Genomic DNA, 20095 nt, shown 5'->3' with positions numbered 1-20095 from the left:
AACAATACCTGTTTGTTAACATAATGATATCAATAAATTTACCCACCGATTTCTCATGTTGAAAAAATCGAGATTGTTCAGTTGCTCAAACACAATCCCCTTTGGAAATTATGGTTTATCCTCATTTCATAAACCTGACGGATAGCTGGTCAATACGCGCCAGGTTTTCTATCATGGTTCTTTCTGGTTACCAGTGGTCCACTCGTGCACGAAATATTCACTATGCTGCTGGCGGTTTTTGACCGCGCGGCGCTCATGCTGATTTGCCTCTTCTTCCTGATACGCATTCGCCTGTTTCGCGAGCTTCTGCACAAATCGGCCCACTCGCCTAAAGAGCTGCTGGCGGTCACCGCCATCTTTTCGCTTTTTGCCCTGTTTAGTACCTGGTCCGGCGTCCCGGTGGAAGGCTCGCTGGTCAACGTGCGTATCATCGCCGTGATGTCCGGCGGGATCTTATTTGGCCCCTGGGTCGGGATTATCACCGGCGCTATCGCCGGTACGCACCGTTATCTGATCGATATCGGCGGCGTGACGGCCATCCCGTGCTTCATCACCAGCATAATTGCCGGGGTGCTTTCCGGCTGGATAAACCGCAGGATCCCGAAAAAACAGCACTGGCGCGCCGGGATAATCGCGGGCATGGTCTGCGAAACGCTCACCATGATCCTGGTGGTCGCCTGGGCTCCCACCACCGCTCTGGGGCTGGATATCGTTTCTAAAATCGGGATCCCGATGATCCTCGGCAGCGTCTGCATCGGGTTTATCGTGCTGCTGGTACAAAGCGTTGAAGGTGAAAAGGAGGCCAGCGCCGCGCGTCAGGCCAAGCTGGCGCTGGATATCGCTAACAAAACGCTGCCGCTGTTCCGCCACGTTAACGCGGAATCTCTACGTCAGGTGTGCGATATCATTCGCCGCGATATTCACGCCGACGCGGTGGCGATTACCAATATTGACCACGTGCTGGCCTACGTCGGCGTGGGCGAACACAACTATCACGACAACGACGATACCATCAGCCCCACGACCCGGCAGGCGATTAACTATGGGAAAATCATTATCAAAAACAATGATGAAGCCCACAGGACGCCGGAAATTCACTCCATGCTGGTGATCCCGCTATGGGAGAAAGGCGTCGTGACGGGCACGCTGAAAATCTACTACTGCCACGCTCACCAGATCACCTCGTCGCTGCAGGAAATGGCCATCGGGCTCTCGCAGATTATCTCCACTCAGCTGGAAGTTTCCCGCGCGGAGCAGCTGCGCGAGATGGCAAATAAGGCAGAGCTGCGCGCGCTGCAAAGTAAAATCAATCCCCATTTCCTGTTTAACGCGCTGAACGCCATCTCCTCCTCCATTCGCCTCAATCCGGACACCGCGCGTCAGCTCATTTTTAATCTGTCGCGCTACCTGCGCTACAACATTGAGCTGAAAGATGACGAGCAGATCGACATCAAGAAAGAGCTTTATCAAATCAAGGACTACATTGCGATTGAGCAGGCACGCTTTGGCGACAAGCTCACGGTCATTTACGATATTGATGAAGAGGTCAACTGCGTGATCCCCAGCCTGCTGATCCAGCCGCTGGTCGAAAATGCGATTGTCCACGGTATTCAGCCGTGTAAAGGCAAAGGCGTGGTGACCATTAGCGTCACCGAAAGCGGCAACCGCGTGCGTATTGCCGTGCGCGACACCGGCCACGGCATCGACCCGAAAGTTATCGAGCGCGTTGAGTCTAACGAAATGCCGGGCAACAAGATTGGTCTGCTGAACGTACATCACCGGGTGAAGCTGCTGTACGGCGAGGGGCTGCACATTCGCCGTCTTGAGCCCGGCACCGAAATCGCTTTTTACGTCCCGCATGAGCGCATAGCCGTTCATGCACCGATATCCCTGCTGCCGTAGGCCGGAGTAACGCATGAAAGTCATCATTGTAGAAGATGAGATTCTGGCTCAACAGGAGCTAAGCTGGCTGATTGAAACGCACAGCCAGATGGAGATTGTAGGCACCTTTGACGACGGTCTGGACGTGCTGAAGTTCTTGCAGCACAACCGGGTTGACGCCATTTTTCTGGACATCAACATTCCGTCGCTGGACGGCGTGCTGCTGGCGCAAAATATCAATCAGTTTGCCCACAAGCCGTTTATTGTGTTCGTCACCGCCTGGAAAGAACACGCCGTAGAGGCGTTTGAGCTGGAGGCGTTTGACTATATTCTCAAGCCTTATCAGGAGTCGCGGATTGTCAGCATGCTGCAAAAGCTGGAGGCGGCATGGCAGCAGCAGGCAACCCCCGTCAGCGCCAGCCCGGCCGTGCGCGAAAACGACACCATTAATCTGGTGAAAGATGAGCGCATTATCGTGACGCCAATCGACGATATCTATTACGCCGAAGCGCATGAAAAGATGACGTTTGTTTATACCCGGCGCGAATCGTACGTGATGGCGATGAACATCACCGAGTTTTGCAGCAAGCTGCCGGCGGCGCATTTCTTCCGCTGCCATCGTTCGTTTTGCGTGAATTTGAACAAGATCCGCGAGATAGAGCCCTGGTTTAACAACACCTACATTTTGCGCCTGAAGGATCTCGATTTTCAGGTACCCGTCAGCCGCAGCAAGGTGAAAGAGTTTCGCCAGCTGATGCACCTGTAGCAGTATCCCCCTCCCCTGGCGAAGAGGGGGAATGAACATCAGAGGATCTGACCCAGCACCTGACGCAGATGCGCGCCCGCGCCCAGCAGGCCCGGATTATCATGCACAATCAGATAGACAGGAATATCCTGAACGTAGCTTCTGAAGCGCCCTTTATCTTCAAACCCACCGCGGAAGCCCGAGGCTTTAAAGAAGTCGAGGAAGCGCGGCATGATACCGCCCGCAATATAGACGCCGCCAAACGTGCCCAGGGTCAGCGCCAGGTTGCCGCCAAACCGCCCCATGATCACGCAGAACAGCGACAGCGCACGACGGCAGTCGATGCAGGTATCCGCCAGCGCGCGCTCGGTCACGTCTTTTGGCTGCAGGTTTTCTGGCAGTCGACCGTCTGATTTCACAATTGCACGGTACAGATTCACCAGGCCCGGGCCGGAAAGCACGCGCTCCGCGGATACGTGGCCAATCTCTGCGCGCAGCTCTTCAAGAATAATGCCCTCTTCTTCACTGTTTGGCGCGAAATCTACGTGTCCACCTTCGCCCGGCAGGCTGACCCAGCGCTTATCGACGTGCACCAGATGCGACACCCCCAGACCGGTTCCGGCGCCGTATACGGCAATCGGCTTGCCTTCAACGGGCGCGATTCCACCGAACTGAATCAGGTGCTCCTGCTTGAGCATCGGGATCGCCATGGATACCGCAGTGAAGTCGTTAATGATTTCAAGATGAGCAAAACCGAGGTTTTCCTTCATTTCGGCAATCGAGAATGCCCACGTGTGGTTGGTCATCGCCACCCAGTCACCCGTAATCGGGCAGGCAATCGCGATACAGCCGTCCTCAACGTTTGCCTTGCGCTCATCAAGATAAACGCGAACAACGGCTTCCAGACTTGGATAGTCCAGCCCTGAATAGGTTTTCGCCTGGGAAATTTCACCGGTGTTTACATCGCATAATGCCAGGCGCGCGTTTGTGCCCCCCACATCACCTACCAAAGCATACTTTGTCATTCTTCTACTGCTCCGCTAAAGTCAGAATAAATCTTTGGGACACTGTAAATTCAAGGCGTGATAACAACAACGACCAGAAGGTGAATGGCCCAGGATAATCGATCTTCGTCACAGAATAACTTTACCGTTTCAGCACCTTTTGCACTATTGCCTTAAGGCTGATTGTGCAAAGTAACGAAATACCGTTTCTACAAGGAAATCATCATGCTCCACCCGCGAGCCAGAACCATGCTGCTTTTGGCAATTCCGGCGTTAATCATTGGCGTTGCCTCAAGCCTGGTGCTCATCGTCGTGATGAAAGTCGCGTCGGTGCTGCAGACGATGTTATGGACTGCCCTTCCCGCCAATATGGGTTTCAGCCCGGATTCTCCAGTATGGATAATTACAATGCTGACGCTGACCGGCGTTGCAGTCGGTTTGGTGATACGCTTTAGCCCCGGGCATGCGGGCCCCGATCCGGCGCAGGAACCGCTGATTGGTGCGCCGGTCGCGCCTTCCGCCCTGCCGGGGTTAATTATCGCGTTGATTTTAGGTCTGGCAGGCGGCGTGAGCCTGGGGCCGGAGCACCCTATCATGGCGGTGAATATTGGCCTGGCGGTATTTCTGGGCGCGCGTATCTTCCCGCGCGTCGGCGCGCTGGACTGGACGATCCTGGCCTCGGCGGGCACGATTGGCGCGTTATTTGGTACCCCCGTCGCCGCCGCGCTGATTTTTTCGCAGACGCTCAGCAGCAATAACGATGTTCCCCTCTGGGATAAACTCTTTGCTCCGCTGATGGCCGCTGCCGCAGGCGCGCTCACCACCAGCCTGTTTTTCCATCCTCACTTTTCACTCTCTTTGCCCCACTATGGTCAAATGCAGATCGCCGACATTTTCAGCGGTGCGGTCGTGGTTGCCATCGCCATTGCGCTGGGAATGGTGGCGGTCTGGTGCCTGCCTCGCCTGCACCGTCTGATGCATAAGATGAAACATCCGGTGCTCATTCTCGGCGTCGGCGGTTTCGTGCTTGGCATTTTGGGGGCGGTCGGCGGAACGGTAACCCTCTTTAAGGGTCTGGACGAAATGCAACAGCTGGCCTTCAGCCAGGTGTTCAGCGTGTCCGATTATCTGCTGTTTGCCCTGATAAAACTGGCGGCTCTGGTCGTGGCCTCAGCATGCGGCTTCCGGGGAGGACGTATATTCCCGGCGGTATTTATTGGCGTGGCGCTGGGGCTGATGCTGCACGAACATGTCGATGCCGTACCGGCGGCGATTACCGTTTCCTGTTCGATACTGGGGCTGGTGCTGGTCGTCACGCGTGACGCCTGGTTAAGCCTGTTTATGGCCGCCGTGGTGGTGCCGGATTCGACGCTGTTTCCGCTGCTCTGTATCGTGATGTTGCCCGCCTGGCTCCTGCTGGCGGGCAAACCGATGCTGATGGCATGGCGTAACGACAAATAATCAGGCGCTATTACGCGCCTCCAGCGCTTTGGTGATGGCGCTTAACAGCGGCGGAATATCCGCTTTTGGCAGCATGACCTCAATCAGCGAGAGTCGCTCATGGTGGGCGACTTTTTCCAGCACGTCCGCAAGCTCCCCGGCTTCACTGACCCGCCAGCATTCTGCCTGAGGCGCCAGGCTGAGCGCCTGTGGAATTTGCGTCCAGTTCCACAGCGCAATGTCGTTATACCGCTGCTCCGGCCCGTGGATCGCCCTTTCAACCGTGTAACCTTCGTTGTTGAGCACCAGAATAATCGGGCGCTGCTTATCACGCAGCATGGAACCCAGCTCCTGGATGGTCAACTGCGCCGCACCATCCCCTGTCAGAACAATCACGCGGCGCTGTGGACAGGCCGTTTGCGCCCCGAAGGCCGATGCCAGGGTGTAGCCGATCGAGCCCCACAGAGGCTGGACGATAAAGTTAACGTCGGCAGGCAGACGCAGATCGATCGCGCCAAACGCCGAGGTGCCTTGGTCGGCGAGAATAATGTCGCCTGGGCGAATAAAGGTCTGCAGCGTGTTCCAGAAACTTTCCTGGGTGAGCGAGCCGTCAGGCTGCGGGAAGGAGAAGCTGCTGTGGCTGGAAGCGGCTAGCGGCTCGTATACATGCTGCTTGCACAGCGCGATCAGCGTCTCAATCGCCTGAATCATCGGGATCCCGGTGAACCAGACATCGCCCACGCGTGACGCATGGGGCTGAACCTCAATCGTTTGGGCAGGGGTGAGCTGATGGGTGAATCCAGCCGTCAGCGTATCGGTAAAGCGCGTCCCAATGCAGAGCACGGTATCAGCGCCCTCTATCGCCTCTTTGACCGCGCCCGCGCTGGCGGAACCCGCGTACGTACCGTAAAAACCAGGCTGGCGCTCATCGAAGATCCCTTTGCCCATCAGCATCGTAGCGTGTGCCATCGGTACTTCTTTGACCCACTTCTGCAGCGCATGCTTCAGGCCATAGCGCAGCACCAGAAAATCCGCTAACAGCGCGGGGCGTTTGCTCATTGCCAGCCTGCTGCTGGCCGCCTCGCGAAACGCATCCAGGCAGGCATTATCGGCATCTTCAGGCTTGAGAGTGAGAGCGTTTACAGGCGGCGTGGCGGCTTTTTTTGCCACATCGGCAGGCAGCATCAGATAGCCAGGACGACGTTCCCGCAGCATGGTCGTGAGCACACGATCGATTTCATAGCAGGCGTTTTGTTCGGTAAGGATCGCCTGCGCGACGGTGATGGGTTCGCTCATGTGATAAAAATGGCGGAACTCGCCGTCGCCTAACGTGTGGTGCAATAACTCCCCTTTTTGCTGTGACGCCATGCCTGGCGCACCCACGATATGTAGCACCGGAACATGCTCGGCAAAGCTGCCGGCTATCCCGTTCATGGCGCTTAACTCACCTACGCCAAACGTCGTCAGCAGCGCGGCAAAGCCCTTACATCGGGCGTAACCGTCGGCGGCGTAGGATGCGTTCAACTCGTTGGCACAGCCGACCCAGCAGATATCCGGGCTATCTATCACGTGATCGAGAAACTGCAGGTTATAGTCGCCCGGCACGCCAAACATGTGGTCTGCACCACAGTCTGTAAGACGGTCCAGCAGGTAATCGGCGACGCAGTATGGGGTACGCATTACAGGTATCCTTCTTATGTTGATCTCACCTTGAGTATTAAAGAAGCGTGATGACTGTCCAGAAACGGCGCTAAGAAGGGTCTGGAAAGAATGCTTTACAAAAAAAGCTGCGCTATTCTCCTTTTCATCATCCCTGTGTAAACGTATACACTGATTTTTCCTTCATCGTCAGAGGTCATGAGAATGGGTTATCAGCCAGACAAAAATCGTTATCAGACAATGCACTATCGCCGCTGCGGGCGGAGCGGCCTTAAACTGCCCGCCATCTCTCTTGGGCTCTGGCATAACTTTGGCGACGCCACCCTTATCGAAAACAGCCGTCAACTTTTACAGCGCGCGTTCGATCTGGGTATTACACACTTTGACCTTGCCAATAATTACGGGCCTCCACCCGGCTCGGCCGAACGCAATTTTGGCCGCATTTTGCAGGAAGATTTCCTCCCCTGGCGCGATGAGCTCATCATCTCCACCAAAGCGGGATACACCATGTGGGACGGCCCGTACGGGGATTGGGGCTCGCGCAAGTACCTGATATCAAGCCTTGATCAGAGCCTGAAGCGTATGGGGCTGGACTATGTCGACATCTTCTATCACCACCGTCCCGATCCGGAAACCCCGCTGCAGGAGACGATGAAAGCGCTCGACCACGTGGTGCGCCAGGGCAAAGCCCTGTACGTAGGATTATCCAATTACCCTGCGGAGCTGGCGCGTCAGGCCATAGAGATCCTCGACGATCTGGGAACACCCTGTCTTATTCACCAGCCGAAATATTCGATGTTCGAGCGTGCGCCTGAGGAGGGTCTGCTGGACGTTCTGCATAAGCAGGGCGTGGGCTGTATTCCCTTCTCGCCTCTGGCCGGCGGGCAGTTAACGAACCGTTACCTGAACGGCATCCCCGCGGATTCTCGTGCGGCCAGCGGCAGTAAGTTCCTCAACCCCGATCAGATTACGGATGAGAAGCTGGAAAAAGTCCGCAAGCTGAACGCGCTGGCGGAAAGCCGTGGTCAGAAGCTGTCGCAGATGGCGCTGGCGTGGATTCTACGCCATGACGCGGTCACCTCCGTGCTGATTGGTGCCAGTAAAACCGCGCAAATTGATGACGCCGTGGGCATGCTGGCGAATTACGATTTCACCGCAGGCGAACTGGCGTCGATAGAAGAGATCCTGTCCAGCTCAAATTAAAATCATTTTTAGCAAAAAGTGCTCTCGTTCAGGATTTAGGAGTTGAGGCGATGAAACGAATGTTTACCAACTCGTAAAATTGCGTTAACAGGTCGCACAGCGGCCCCGATCGTGAAGGAGAAGAGTATGTTCAGGTCACTGATTCTTGCAGCGGTATTATTGGCTTCGGCCCCGCTGGTCGCCACTGCCGGCGAAATCACCCTGTTGCCATCGATAAAATTACAAATTGGCGATCGCGACAATTACGGTAACTACTGGGACGGCGGCGGCTGGCGCGACCGCGACTACTGGCATCGCCACTATGAATGGCGTAAAGACCGCTGGTGGAAACATGACAACGGTCGTCATCGCGGTTGGGACAATCGCAAAGCCTACGAGCGTGGCTATCGCGAAGGCTGGAGCGATCGTGACGACCGCCGCGGCGGCTGGGGTCACGGTAAAGGCCGCGGTCATGGCCATCACCATTAATGCAAAAAGGAGCCTCCCGGCTCCTTTTTCTTTATAATCCCATTACCGTGCCTATCAACAACCACAGGTTGAGTGCCACCACCACCACCACAATGACCCACCCCGCGCGTTTCACCAGCGTCGAGTTAACCAGATCGCCCATTAACGATTTATTGCTGGTAAATATCAGCAGCGGCACCAGGGCCAGCGCAATACCGAAGCTTAACAGCACCTGGCTCATGACCAGAATACGCGTTGGATCCAGCCCCATCAGAATGACGATAAAGGATGGCAGCATGGTAACGGCGCGACGCACCCACAGCGGGATATGGAAACGCACAAACCCCTGCATGACAACCTGACCGGCCAGCGTCCCCACCACGGTGGAAGAAAGACCGGCCGCCACCAGGCTTAGCCCGAAGATCGTTGCCGCGGCGTGGCTTAATAAGGGTTCCAGCGTCAGATAGGCCTGGTCAAGATCGGCAATACCCGTGTGCCCGTTGAAGTGGAAGGCAGCCGCTGCAGTGGCCATCATCGCCAGGTTCACAAATCCGGCAATGGTCATGGCAATACCGACATCCCATTTTGTTGCAGAATACCGCTCTTTACGGGAACCGCCGTGCATATGCTGCGTTAAGGAAGAGTGCAGATAAATAACGTGCGGCATGATGGTCGCGCCCAGCACCCCGGCGGCGAGGAACACCGCCTCTGAGGTTGGCAGACTTGGGATCACCATTCCCTTACCGAGCTGTACCAAATTCGGCTGGGAAAAAATAAGCTCGACAATATAGGCAGCGGCGACAAACAGCAGCAGGCCGCCGATGACCCTTTCCAGCGGCTTTTGCCCCCGGCGCTGCAGCATCAGGATCAGGAAGGTGGCAATCCCGGTCAACACCGCCCCCTGTAATAAGGAGACGCCGAGGATCAGCTTAAACCCAATCGCCGCGCCGATAAATTCAGCGAGGTCAGTCGCCATAGCAATAATTTCGGCCTGCACCCAATACAGCCAGACCGCCGGGCGAGGATAGTGGTCGCGAATTTGCTCGGCCAGATTTTTTCCCGTGGCAATCCCCAGCTTGGCTGAAAGCATTTGAATCAGCATCGCCATCAGGTTAGCCCAGACAACCACCCACAGCAGCGTATAGCCGAAGCTGGCCCCGGCCTGAATATTGGTCGCAAAATTACCCGGATCGATATAGCCAATGGCGGCAATGAACGCAGGTCCCATTAATGCGAACCGCAACTTGCGCGCTGCCCTGCCGCTGCTACCCTCTACGCGACTGTTTGTCATTATCTGCCTCTGGAAATATAGCCTTTGCTATGTTTAATGCTATCAAAATGAGAATGATTATCAAGTTCATTTGGATGGTTTAAATTGATTTCTCTGATAGCTAAGAACGATAGACGGGCAGGTGGTGCGACATCACAGAATGTGAATATGCGCGGTCATTTGTGAAGCGTAGCACACAAACTTAACTTTTCACTCATTTACCTAACATAACAAAAATGTATTGTTGATCACTATTTTTGAGACTCGTCACAGGATGTAACTATAGTGTGGCCTTGATCTCGTTTTCTTTGCGCTTGTTACATAGAATGTGCACGGAAATTAAACCTGCCTCATATTTGGAGCAAATATGGACCGCGTCCTTCATTTTGTCCTGGCACTTGTTGTCGTTACTGCACTTGCATTGCTGGTCAGCACAGACCGCAAAAAAATTCGTATCCGTTATGTTGTCCAGCTGCTGGTCATTGAAGTTTTACTTGCGTGGTTCTTCCTGAACTCAAACGTAGGCCTGGGCTTCGTGAAAGGCTTTTCCGAAATGTTCGAAAAACTGCTCGGATTTGCCAACGAAGGCACGAACTTCGTCTTTGGCAGCATGAACGATCAAGGCCTGGCCTTCTTCTTCCTGAAAGTGCTGTGCCCAATCGTCTTCATCTCCGCGCTTATCGGTATTCTGCAGCACATTCGCGTTCTGCCGGTTGTTATTCGTGGTATTGGTTTCCTGTTATCCAAAGTGAACGGCATGGGTAAGCTGGAATCTTTCAACGCCGTAAGTTCACTGATCCTCGGTCAGTCTGAGAACTTCATCGCGTACAAAGATATTCTCGGCAAGATGTCCCGCAACCGCATGTACACCATGGCGGCAACCGCAATGTCTACCGTCTCCATGTCAATCGTGGGCGCGTATATGACCATGCTGGAGCCGAAGTATGTTGTCGCGGCGCTGGTTCTGAACATGTTCAGCACCTTTATCGTTCTGTCGCTGATCAACCCGTACCGCGTTGACGCCAGCGAAGAAAACATTCAGATGTCAAACCTGCACGAAGGCCAGAGCTTCTTCGAAATGCTGGGTGAGTACATTCTGGCAGGTTTCAAGGTAGCGGTTATCGTTGCCGCTATGCTGATCGGCTTTATCGCCCTGATCTCTGCTCTGAACGCCCTGTTCGCAGCGGTTCTGGGTATCTCCTTCCAGGGCATCCTGGGCTACATCTTCTATCCGGTTGCATGGGTGATGGGTGTTCCGGCTCACGAAGCGCTGCAGGTTGGTAGCATCATGGCCACCAAGCTGGTGTCTAACGAATTCGTGGCGATGATGGATCTGCAGAAGATTGCGAGCACGCTCTCTCCACGCGCGGAAGGCATCCTGTCCGTGTTCCTGGTTTCCTTCGCGAACTTCTCGTCCATCGGTATTATCGCCGGTGCGATTAAAGGTCTGAACGAAGAACAGGGTAACGTGGTTTCTCGCTTCGGTCTGAAGCTGGTTTATGGTTCTACCCTGGTGAGCGTACTGTCTGCTTCTATCGCAGCACTGGTACTGTAACTCACGCCAGAAACGAAAACCGGGAGCCATGCTCCCGGTTTTTTTATGCCTGCAGTTCGCTAAGCGGTGTGGGCTTGCCGATCAGATAGCCCTGCAGATAGTCCACGCCGAAGCGGAATAGCATCTCTCGCTGCTCAGGCGTTTCTACATATTCCGCCACCACGCAGAGCGACTTCGTTTTTGCGAGGTTGCATATGGACTGCACAATCATCGCGTCCATGCTGTCGGTACAAATATCCTTCACAAAGCAGCCATCAATCTTGATGATATCGGCCTCCAGGCGTTTGAGGCGCTCATAGTTGGCGTAGCCAGTACCAAAGTCATCAATGGCGATGCGGAATCCATTTTCCCTCAGCTGCTGGATGTTTTTGATGCTGCTCCCGGAGTTGGAAAACGCCTGCTCTTCGGTCACCTCAATGACCACCGTCTGCGGCGCCACCCCATAGCGTTCGAAAAGCGCGATAATTTCTGCTGCGACCTCATTTTGCATCAGGGTCATCGGCATCAGGTTCACGGAAAAACGGGTTCCGGCATGCGTGGCAGGGCGATCGCGCAGCCAAATCAGCAGATTTTCCACTACGTTCAGGTCAAAGCGGTGGCTAAGGTTGAACTGGGCAATCAGCGGAATAAAGCGATCCGGCGTAATAATTTCCCCGTCACTTTCCAGACGCGCGAGAATTTCGTGATAGCCCTCCCCCTGCGCGTTTCGAATCGGCTGGGCATACAGATGCAGCCCCCCTTCATCGAGCGCGCGTTTGATGCGCGCGAGCATCAGCACTCTGTCCGTTGTTTGCCCCGAGACATCCTCAACGCTGTTGGTTAAGGCCAGAACATTATGCGCAGCGCAGGACTGCTCAGACAGCCAGCTGAGCTGCCCCAGCGTGTGGTGCAGGTTTTCCCCGCTCTCGACTTCGCCCCACGAGGCGCCAAATTCGATATCCAGCCCGGTGTTGTTCCAGTAAATTTTACGGCTATTGAGCCGATCGACCATATGCTGCAGGCGCTCGCCGGCTCCCGGCCCCAACAGCACCAGCACCAGCTCACTTCCGGGTAGCTGAAAAAGGGTCTCATCCTTTTGCAACAGCGGCTGCAGCGAGGCTGTAATCATCTTTTTGCAATGCACCCGCATAAGAATGCCGTAATGGCGGCTGAGGAACTCCAGGTTGTCCATGCGCAGACAGCAGATTTTGGCGTCGGGATGGTCCTGAAGATAATCTTCAAGCGCACGAATATTGGGCAGCCCCGTCAGGGGGTCCGTTAATGCGATCTCCTGCCACCCCTGCTTCATTCGCTCACTCCGCTGGTAGATCCGCGACATGTAAAGCAGACAGATGGCGAACGAGATCAGCACGGACAAAATAAAGGAGAGCGAATGACCCGATTCCACACCGTTGAGAAAATTGTAGTTATAGGTCAAGAGCAGGAGCGCGGATGCCGCCCACAGCAAAGAGATGAGCGCGTAGCTTAGTCGACTGATACCTAGCGTGAAGAGGATAAATATAATCGGCATGAGATATCCCGCAATAATAGGGGACTCAAATGGCGCACATAAAATTGCCAGAATGGTGATTAGCAGCATCAGCAAGATGACTGTAAATAATGATTTCTTATGACAAAAAACTGGCTTCACGCTCCGTCGCCAGAACGTTCTGGCATAGCGGGGATTAATAATCATTCTTAATGGATAATAGAACATCATGGTGAATATCAATGCCGCGCAGATCAGGCTTTGAATATCGACGACGTTGTAAATTGCCGTTCCTTCCCCAAAGAAGGTGGAAATAGTGACCGGGAAATGAAATAAATAGCCTGCGAGATACATCGATATTTTGATGCCTATCGGCACCATAAAACCAAGCCAGAAAATCCGAATCCCGATGTACTTGTTTGGGACGCTGTAGCGCCAGCGCTTGCCCAGCATCAGACGGATCGCCCCACATGCTGCGAAAACTGAAAAAGTCTGACAAAACAATAAGACGAAATAGTGTAGCGGAGCTAAATCAATGAGGAATATATTAGTGATGGTAAAACTTAACAGGATGGGAATAATGGCGCGACGACCAAACAATAAAATAACGGCAAGCATGACGCTGAGTGGCAGCCAGGCCAAATACACATCATGCCCATTAACCATTGCGCGTGGCGAAAGATAGCGGGAAAATGGCACCGCGATCAGGCATAATGCCAGCGAAATCATAAATATCTTTACATTATTGTAAGGTTTTCTTTTCATCAAATTAATTAATCTATTTAACCGCGCATATCATTGACCGGACGGATAATAGGTTTATTAATTGAGCGAATCAAGTTCAAGTCTATTTATAGACTCTTTTATTGATTTGGGTTGAGGTGGGGTATAGAAAACATCCCTTCTACCAACATTACGTTAGCAAGGGTGTTACACAGGCATAAAAAAACCCCCGTCTTTCGACGAGGGTTTAAATTTTGGTGGAGCTAAGCGGGATCGAACCGCTGACCTCCTGCATGCCATGCAGGCGCTCTCCCAGCTGAGCTATAGCCCCACATGTTACTTTACCTACCGCACTCTGTTGGGTTCAGAGTTTGGTGGAGCTAAGCGGGATCGAACCGCTGACCTCCTGCATGCCATGCAGGCGCTCTCCCAGCTGAGCTATAGCCCCGTCGTAAAGCTGTCATGTTGACGGGCGGCATAATATGAATTCCGCCGCAGAGTGTCAACGGCAAAATCAATCACAGCCATTCAATCGCCGAAAAATCATGCAAATAAATCACTTTGCGAGCGTGCTCGCAGCCAGGAGTTAAGCCTGTCACGTTTTCACGTAAAACGGTGCTATAAAATGAACCACTAATTAACCCCATAGATATTCAGGAAATTGCATGATCAAGGAACGAATGACGCCGGAAGAGTTAGCCCTGCTCACTGGCTATAGCCGACAGACCATCAATAAATGGGTACGCAAAGAGGGTTGGATTACGTCGCCAAAACCAGGGGTTCAGGGTGGTAAGGCACGTCTGGTGCATGTGAATGAAAAAGTACGAGAATTTATTCGCAGCGCGCGCAGGGCGTCAGAGACGCCTGACATGCCAGAAAGTGCCTGTCACGAAAGCTCGCTCCATACTTTACTTCTGACGCTGGCAAATGAAATGACGCCGGATGAGCAAAAGCAGATGACATCGCTGCTGCTGCGGGAAGGGATAACCGGATTATTGCAACGTTTAGGGATTCGCGATCAGAACGAATATGAAAAGATTACGCAGTAAAATGACCACGGAAGAGCTGGCCGCAATTTTGGGCGTTGCCAGACAAACGGTTAACCGCTGGATACGCCAAAAAGGCTGGAAAACCGAAGGGATCAATGGTGTTAAAGGCGGACGCGCGCGTCTGATTCATATCGATGTGCGGGTAAAGGAACATATCATGAGCCTTCCTGCCATTCGCAACCGTCAGACGGTCTATCAGGTGGCCGAAGCCCCTACCCTGTACAGGGTCCCTGCGCCATCACAGTTGCGTCCACAGATCGTTAGCGCACTGGAAAATTTGACCGAGGTGGAACAGGATCGCCTTCAGGTGTTACTGGCTCGCGAAGGCATTGAGGGTTTTCTGACGCGCCTCGGTATTGCTGAACTGCAGGCATAAAAAACGGCAGGTCACCCTGCCGTTTGCCCGACTCAGGCTGACTTACTGCTGGCTTTCGCGTTCAGCAATGAAGTCGAGCGCCTTGTTGATGCGCGCTACGCTGCGTGATTTACCAATGGCGTGAACGGTAACGTCCAGCGCCGGTGACTGGCCTGCGCCAGTTACGGCAACGCGCAAAGGCATCCCGACTTTACCCATGCCGATTTCCAGCTCATCTGCTGTGGCCTGAATCGCGTGATGCACATTCTCGGCCGTCCAGTCGGTGATAGCTGCCAGCTTGTCACGCACCACTTCGAGAGGCTGACGCGCAACCGGACGCAGGTGTTTCTTCGCCGCGTCGGCATCAAATGCCTCGAACTCTTCATAGAAGTAGCGGCAGCTTTCCGCCATCTCTTTCAGCGTTTTGCAACGCTCGCCCAGCAGTTTAACCAGATCCGCCAGCTCCGGGCCGGTGCGGGTATCAATGTTTGCCTGCTCAATATGCCACTGCAGATAGGTCGCAACATATTCTGGCGGCATGGTGTTGATATAGTGATGGTTCAGCCACAGCAGCTTGTCAGTATTGAACGCGCTAGCGGATTTGCTCACTGAGTTCAGGGCGAACAGTTCGATCATCTCTTCACGGCTGAAGATTTCCTGGTCACCGTGGGCCCAGCCCAGACGCACCAGATAGTTGAGCAGCGCTTCCGGCAGATAGCCGTCGTCGCGGTACTGCATAACGCTGACGGCACCGTGACGTTTAGACAGTTTTTTACCGTCATCACCGTTGATCATGGAAACGTGCGCGTAAACCGGCACCGGCGCATTCAGCGCTTTCAGGATGTTAATCTGGCGCGGGGTGTTGTTGATATGGTCTTCACCGCGGATAACGTGGGTGATTTCCATATCCCAGTCATCAACCACGACGCAGAAGTTGTAGGTTGGTGAGCCATCGGTACGGCGAATGATAAGATCGTCCAGCTCCTGGTTGCTGAATTCGATCGGGCCACGGATCTGATCGTCAAAGATAACGGAGCCGTCCTGCGGGTTAGCGAAACGCACGACGCAAGGTTCATCTGCTGCATGCTCGCTGTGGTCGTGACGGCAGCGGCCGTCGTAACGCGGCTTTTCGCCGTTCGCCATCTGCTCTTCGCGCAGTGCATCCAGACGTTCTTTGGAGCAGTAACACTTATAAGCCGTTCCTGCGACCAGCATCTCGTCAATGACGGCGTTATAGCGGTCGAATCGTTTGGTCTGGAAATACGGGCCTTCGTCCCACTCCAGGTTCAGCCAGTTCATCCCATCCATAATGGCTTCAATTGCTTCCGGGGTAGAGCGCTCGAGATCGGTGTCCTCAATACGCAGCACGAACTCACCTTTGTTGTGGCGTGCAAAGAGCCAGGAATAGAGAGCGGTACGTGCACCACCGACGTGCAAATAGCCTGTCGGGCTAGGCGCGAAGCGAGTTTTGATTTTCATGAAATGGCCTTACGTTATAAAGATGCCGGCAATCGGCAAATCCTGGGGGAAAAACAATGGGCAATATTCTATCACTGTGGGGCGATTCCTCAATGTTGATCCCCGTATAGCCATAGAGTTTGCTATTTTTGTTTAGAAATCATGCGTCACAGCCCGTTTTGCGATCGTTTTGTTTAATTTTACGACGAACGAATAAAAACTTTAGAAAAGGCGTTGACTCATTTTCAACTCTCCCTATAATGCGACTCCACACAGCGGGGGTGATTAGCTCAGTTGGTAGAGCATCTCCTTTACACGGAGGGGGTCGGCGGTTCGAGCCCGTCATCACCCACCATCTACTTAGGTAGACTCGCAGTGTAGATAAGAATTGAGATTGGGCGATTAGCTCAGTTGGTAGAGCATCTCCTTTACACGGAGGGGGTCGGCGGTTCGAGCCCGTCATCGCCCACCATTCTCACCTTATCGCAGCAGTTCCGAAATGGGCGATTAGCTCAGTTGGTAGAGCATCTCCTTTACACGGAGGGGGTCGGCGGTTCGAGCCCGTCATCGCCCACCATTTCGGGTCGTTAGCTCAGTTGGTAGAGCAGTTGACTTTTAATCAATTGGTCGCAGGTTCGAATCCTGCACGACCCACCAATGTAAAAAAGCGCCCTAAAGGCGCTTTTTTGCTATCTGACGTTCAGAAACCCACCCAACAATAAAACCCCTACGCCGCCGTCAACGTCGCAATCAACGTCTCCACCGCTGGTGTCGCCTGCTTTTCATCATAGACCACATACAAATCTGCCGGTACGCGCACCTGAAGCGGACGAAATACTACGCCCGGCCACTGCATCTGGGCGTAGCTATCTGCCGCGAGCGTAATGCCCATCCCCATGCTGACCATCGCCAGCACGGTTTGCGGCTCAACGGCCTCGCGGACGATCATCGGTGAAAACCCGGCCTGCTGGCAGACGCGATGTAAAAACGCCCAGTCAGAGTGCGCCGACGGCATTGTGACAAAGTACTCATTCTGCAGATCGGCTAGCGCGATGGCGCTTTCGCTTACCAGAGGGTGATCTTCGGGCATCGCCACCAGAAATGCCGCTTCGCGGAGCCGGATGCTGGTAAACCCCGCCGTTGGTTCTGTCGCCATTCGCCAGATCCCCACGTCCAGCTCCCGACGTTCAAGCAGCGCCATCTGCATCACGGGTGATTTTTCCCGAAAAATAACGTCGACGTTAGGGTGTGCTTTAATGTAACCGCGCACGATCGTGCGCACCTGGCTCCACATCGCCGTACCGACGATCCCCAGCTCAATGCGCCCCGCCTCACCCCGGCCAATTTGCTCGACGCGTGCCAGCGCCTGGTTTGTGCTCGCAAGCAGCCTGCGGGACTCTTCCATCAGCACTTTCCCCGCGTGCGTCAGCGCAACGCTTCGCGAGTGGCGGATGAAGAGCAGCGTACCCAGCTGGCTCTCCAGCTCTTTTACATGCAGGCTTAACGGCGGCTGCGACATGTTGAGGCGGGCCGCAGCCCGCCCAAAGTGAAGTTCCTCGGCAACGGCCAAAAAATAACGCAGCAGCTTCAGGTCGGTTCGGTAAACGCGTTCCATCAAAACATACCCTGGCGATAACACAGACACCTCACCTTAAAGCCTTTTGATTATCAACGGGAAAATTTAGTGTACGACTGTGCGCAGCTCGCTGTTTTTCTGCGAATGACGATAGTTGAAGCTGAAATAAAACACCACCGCCAGCCCGAGTGCGTAGGCCGCAAACACCAGCCAGATGGTCTGCCAGTCCTTCACGCCATCCACAGAGAAGTAGTCCACCGCCATACCGCTTAGAATCGATCCGAAATAAGCGCCGATGCCGTTGACCGTGGTCATGAACAGCCCCTGCGCGCTGGCGCGGATATCCGGACTCACCTCCTGCTCCACGAAGACCGATCCGGAGATATTGAAGAAGTCGAAAGCGCAGCCGTAGACAATCATCGACAGCATCAATAGCCCAAAGCCCACCGCGGACGGATCGCCAAAGGCAAATAGTCCAAACCGCAGCATCCACGCGACCATGCTCATCAGCATCACAGTTTTGATACCGAAGCGCTTGAGGAAGTACGGAATGGTCATGATAAAGAACACCTCTGACATCTGCGAGACGGAGAGCAAAATAGACGGATATTTTACGATAAAGCTCTCGGCGTACTCGGGGTTACGGGCAAAATCGTGCAGGAAGGGGCTGCCGAAGGTATTGGTGATTTGCAGCACCGCGCCAAGCAGCATGGCAAACAAAAAGAAAACCGCCATACGGGGTTGTTTAAATCAGACAAACGCATTCAGGCCGAGCTTGCTGACCAGCGTCTGGGACGCTTTGCTCCGGGCAACCGGAATCGCGGGCAAGGTCAACGAATAGAGCGCGAGCGCCAGCGACGCGCCGGCAGCCATATAAAGCTGCACATTGCTTAACTCGGCGCCCATCAGGCTGATGGCCCACATCGCCGCAATAAATCCTACGGTGCCGTACACCCGTACCGGTGGAAAATGGGTCACCGTATCCATGCCCGCCTGCGCAAGACAGGAGTATGAAATCGTGTTCGACAGCGCAATCGTGGGCATAAAAGCCATGGCATTGACCAGCATCACCCAGAACATCAGCCCGGGTTCGTTAACCTGTGCCGCGTAGCAAAGCGCAACTGCGCAAACGAGATGGCAGATAATGTAAGCCCGGTCAGCCCTCAACCATTTGTCGGCAATGATACCCACCAGCGACGGCATGATAATCGCGGCAAGGCCTTTGGAGCTGTAAACCATGCCCACGTCGGAGCCGGTAAAGTGTAGGGTGTTAATCATGTAAGAACCCAGGGTAACCAGCCAGCTCCCCCAGATAAAATATTGCATAAAGGACATCATCTTTAAGCGAGTCGTGATGTTCATAACGCGTTCCTTATCGCAGCGTGGCCCTCGCGGGCCACTTTCTTGTTTTAATCAGGCAACGTGGCGCAGAAAACCGCAGATAAGATTGATAAAGTTCTGGCGGGACAGTTCGGCGGCGGCGAGCGTCTGCTCATGAGAGAGCCTGATGTCGCCGAGGCCTTCCGCAAGGTTAGTAATGGCTGAAACCGCCACGACCTTCAGGCCGCAGTGACGTGCCGAAATCACTTCCGGCACCACGGACATCCCGACGACGTCGCCCCCGATGATTTGCATCATGCGGATCTCGGCGGCGGTTTCAAAGTTAGGTCCAGGATACGAGACGAACACCCCTTCATGCAGCGGGAAGCCCTCTTTCGCCGCGACGGTTTGCAGAACGGCGCGATATTCCGCATCGTAGGCGTTAGCCAGCGAAAAGAAACGCTCACCAAAGCGCTCGTCGTTCAGGCCGACCATCGGCGTGCCCGGCATGGTATTGATATGGTCATTCAGGGCAACCAGGCTGCCCGGCTCGACGTCGGAACGTAACGAACCTGCCGCATTGGTGCTGAAAAGCAGCTCGCAGCCCAGCAGTTTGAAGGTGCGAATCGCATCGGTCATGATGGTCATTCCCCGGCCCTCATAGAAGTGACCGCGTCCTTTCATACAGGCAACAGGCACGCCGGCAAGATGGCCTAATACCAGTTCACCTGCGTGACCGTGAACGGTGCTTACCGGAAAGCCCGGCAGTTTTTCATACGAGATCGCCACCGCGTCATCGATCTGGTCGGCGAGCGCACCCAGGCCAGAGCCGAGGATAAAGGCAACGCGCGGCGTGAAGTTTGGCTTTGCCGCGCGGATGATATCGGCACAGTACCATGGGTTATTTGAGAGGGTCATAAAGGCTCCTTAAAGACGAAAATG

15 protein-coding genes, 6 tRNA genes and 1 pseudogene are annotated in these 20095 nt (G+C 54.2%); 12 read left to right on the top strand and 10 right to left on the bottom strand.

Annotated elements, in window-relative coordinates; all coding sequences use genetic code 11:
- The first annotated feature begins 204 nt into the window (after positions 1-204).
- Positions 205-1902: a sensor histidine kinase gene (locus E0L20_RS16080; protein WP_131634815.1), complete on the top strand. Its 1698-nt coding sequence runs from the start codon at positions 205-207 to the stop codon at positions 1900-1902.
- A gap of 13 nt (positions 1903-1915) precedes the next feature.
- Positions 1916-2647 carry a LytR/AlgR family response regulator transcription factor gene (locus E0L20_RS16075; RefSeq protein WP_131634814.1) on the top strand — a complete coding sequence of 244 codons (732 nt, stop codon included), beginning with the start codon at positions 1916-1918 and terminating at the stop codon, positions 2645-2647.
- Between the two features lie 38 nt (positions 2648-2685).
- Here E0L20_RS16075 and glk read toward each other — a convergent pair whose 3' ends face one another.
- On the bottom strand, positions 2686-3651 hold the full coding sequence (glk, locus tag E0L20_RS16070) for a glucokinase (protein WP_131634813.1): 966 nt from the start codon (positions 3649-3651) through the stop codon (positions 2686-2688).
- Positions 3652-3855: 204 nt separating this feature from the next.
- Between glk and E0L20_RS16065 the strand changes: the two genes are divergently transcribed.
- Complete coding sequence (locus E0L20_RS16065) at positions 3856-5091, top strand: ion channel protein (protein WP_131634812.1); 1236 nt, start codon at positions 3856-3858, stop codon at positions 5089-5091.
- Here the strand turns inward: E0L20_RS16065 and ipdC are convergent, their stop codons facing one another.
- A complete protein-coding gene (gene ipdC, locus E0L20_RS16060; protein ID WP_131634811.1) occupies positions 5092-6750 on the bottom strand; it encodes an indolepyruvate decarboxylase in 1659 nt (552 codons plus the stop codon).
- Positions 6751-6933: 183 nt separating this feature from the next.
- Between ipdC and mgrA the strand changes: the two genes are divergently transcribed.
- Together mgrA and E0L20_RS16050 are read left to right on the top strand one after the other, a co-directional pair.
- Positions 6934-7932, top strand: coding sequence for an L-glyceraldehyde 3-phosphate reductase (mgrA, locus tag E0L20_RS16055; protein ID WP_131634810.1), 999 nt, complete (start codon positions 6934-6936; stop codon positions 7930-7932).
- A 126-nt stretch (positions 7933-8058) separates the two neighbouring features.
- On the top strand, positions 8059-8400 hold the full coding sequence (locus E0L20_RS16050; protein ID WP_131634809.1) for a DUF2502 domain-containing protein: 342 nt from the start codon (positions 8059-8061) through the stop codon (positions 8398-8400).
- 31 nt (positions 8401-8431) lie between these two features.
- Here the strand turns inward: E0L20_RS16050 and E0L20_RS16045 are convergent, their stop codons facing one another.
- A complete protein-coding gene (locus tag E0L20_RS16045) occupies positions 8432-9670 on the bottom strand; it encodes an Nramp family divalent metal transporter (RefSeq protein ID WP_131634808.1) in 1239 nt (412 codons plus the stop codon).
- Between the two features lie 346 nt (positions 9671-10016).
- Here E0L20_RS16045 and nupC point away from each other — a divergent pair, with 346 nt between their 5' ends.
- Positions 10017-11204, top strand: coding sequence for a nucleoside permease NupC (gene nupC, locus E0L20_RS16040; protein ID WP_131634807.1), 1188 nt, complete (start codon positions 10017-10019; stop codon positions 11202-11204).
- 43 nt (positions 11205-11247) lie between these two features.
- On the opposite strand, the gene E0L20_RS16035 is transcribed toward nupC, so the two are convergent.
- From E0L20_RS16035 to E0L20_RS16025, 3 genes are all read right to left on the bottom strand, one after another.
- On the bottom strand, positions 11248-13437 hold the full coding sequence (locus E0L20_RS16035) for a sensor domain-containing phosphodiesterase (RefSeq protein ID WP_131634943.1): 2190 nt from the start codon (positions 13435-13437) through the stop codon (positions 11248-11250).
- Between the two features lie 213 nt (positions 13438-13650).
- Positions 13651-13726 (bottom strand) — tRNA-Ala (locus E0L20_RS16030).
- A 41-nt stretch (positions 13727-13767) separates the two neighbouring features.
- Positions 13768-13843, bottom strand: a tRNA-Ala gene (locus tag E0L20_RS16025).
- A gap of 217 nt (positions 13844-14060) precedes the next feature.
- Here E0L20_RS16025 and E0L20_RS16020 point away from each other — a divergent pair.
- Both E0L20_RS16020 and E0L20_RS16015 read left to right on the top strand, forming a co-directional pair.
- Entirely contained in the window at positions 14061-14444 is a 384-nt protein-coding gene (locus E0L20_RS16020; protein ID WP_131634806.1) for a YfeC-like transcriptional regulator, read from the top strand.
- Entirely contained in the window at positions 14425-14820 is a 396-nt protein-coding gene (locus tag E0L20_RS16015; protein ID WP_131634805.1) for a YfeC-like transcriptional regulator, read from the top strand. Before E0L20_RS16020 ends, E0L20_RS16015 begins: the two co-directional genes overlap by 20 nt.
- 42 nt (positions 14821-14862) lie before the next feature.
- Here the strand turns inward: E0L20_RS16015 and gltX are convergent, their stop codons facing one another.
- Entirely contained in the window at positions 14863-16278 is a 1416-nt protein-coding gene (gene gltX / locus E0L20_RS16010) for a glutamate--tRNA ligase (RefSeq protein WP_131634804.1), read from the bottom strand.
- Positions 16279-16536: 258 nt separating this feature from the next.
- Between gltX and E0L20_RS16005 the strand changes: the two genes are divergently transcribed.
- From E0L20_RS16005 to E0L20_RS15990, 4 genes are all read left to right on the top strand, one after another.
- Positions 16537-16612, top strand: a tRNA-Val gene (locus E0L20_RS16005).
- 41 nt (positions 16613-16653) lie between these two features.
- A tRNA-Val gene (locus E0L20_RS16000) sits at positions 16654-16729 on the top strand.
- Between the two features lie 29 nt (positions 16730-16758).
- A tRNA-Val gene (locus E0L20_RS15995) sits at positions 16759-16834 on the top strand.
- 4 nt (positions 16835-16838) lie between these two features.
- Positions 16839-16914: transfer RNA gene (locus tag E0L20_RS15990), tRNA-Lys, on the top strand.
- Between the two features lie 70 nt (positions 16915-16984).
- Here the strand turns inward: E0L20_RS15990 and E0L20_RS15985 are convergent.
- The 3 genes and pseudogenes from E0L20_RS15985 to xapA all read right to left on the bottom strand — a co-directional run bounded on the left by E0L20_RS15985 (position 16985) and on the right by xapA (position 20071).
- Positions 16985-17872 (bottom strand): LysR family transcriptional regulator, encoded by an 888-nt coding sequence (locus E0L20_RS15985; RefSeq protein WP_131634803.1) that lies wholly within the window; start codon positions 17870-17872, stop codon positions 16985-16987.
- A gap of 66 nt (positions 17873-17938) precedes the next feature.
- Positions 17939-19195: pseudogene (locus E0L20_RS15980) on the bottom strand (nucleoside permease).
- 51 nt (positions 19196-19246) lie between these two features.
- The gene (xapA, locus tag E0L20_RS15975) at positions 19247-20071 is read right to left on the bottom strand and encodes a xanthosine phosphorylase (RefSeq protein WP_131634802.1); all 825 of its coding nucleotides are present in this window, start codon (positions 20069-20071) and stop codon (positions 19247-19249) included.
- Positions 20072-20095 lie beyond the last annotated feature (24 nt).

The sequence above is a fragment of the Enterobacter wuhouensis genome, from assembly GCF_004331265.1.
Lineage (GTDB): Bacteria > Pseudomonadota > Gammaproteobacteria > Enterobacterales > Enterobacteriaceae > Enterobacter > Enterobacter wuhouensis.
Note: the sequence above shows the minus strand (reverse complement) of the source record. Positions and strands in the feature narration are given on the sequence as shown.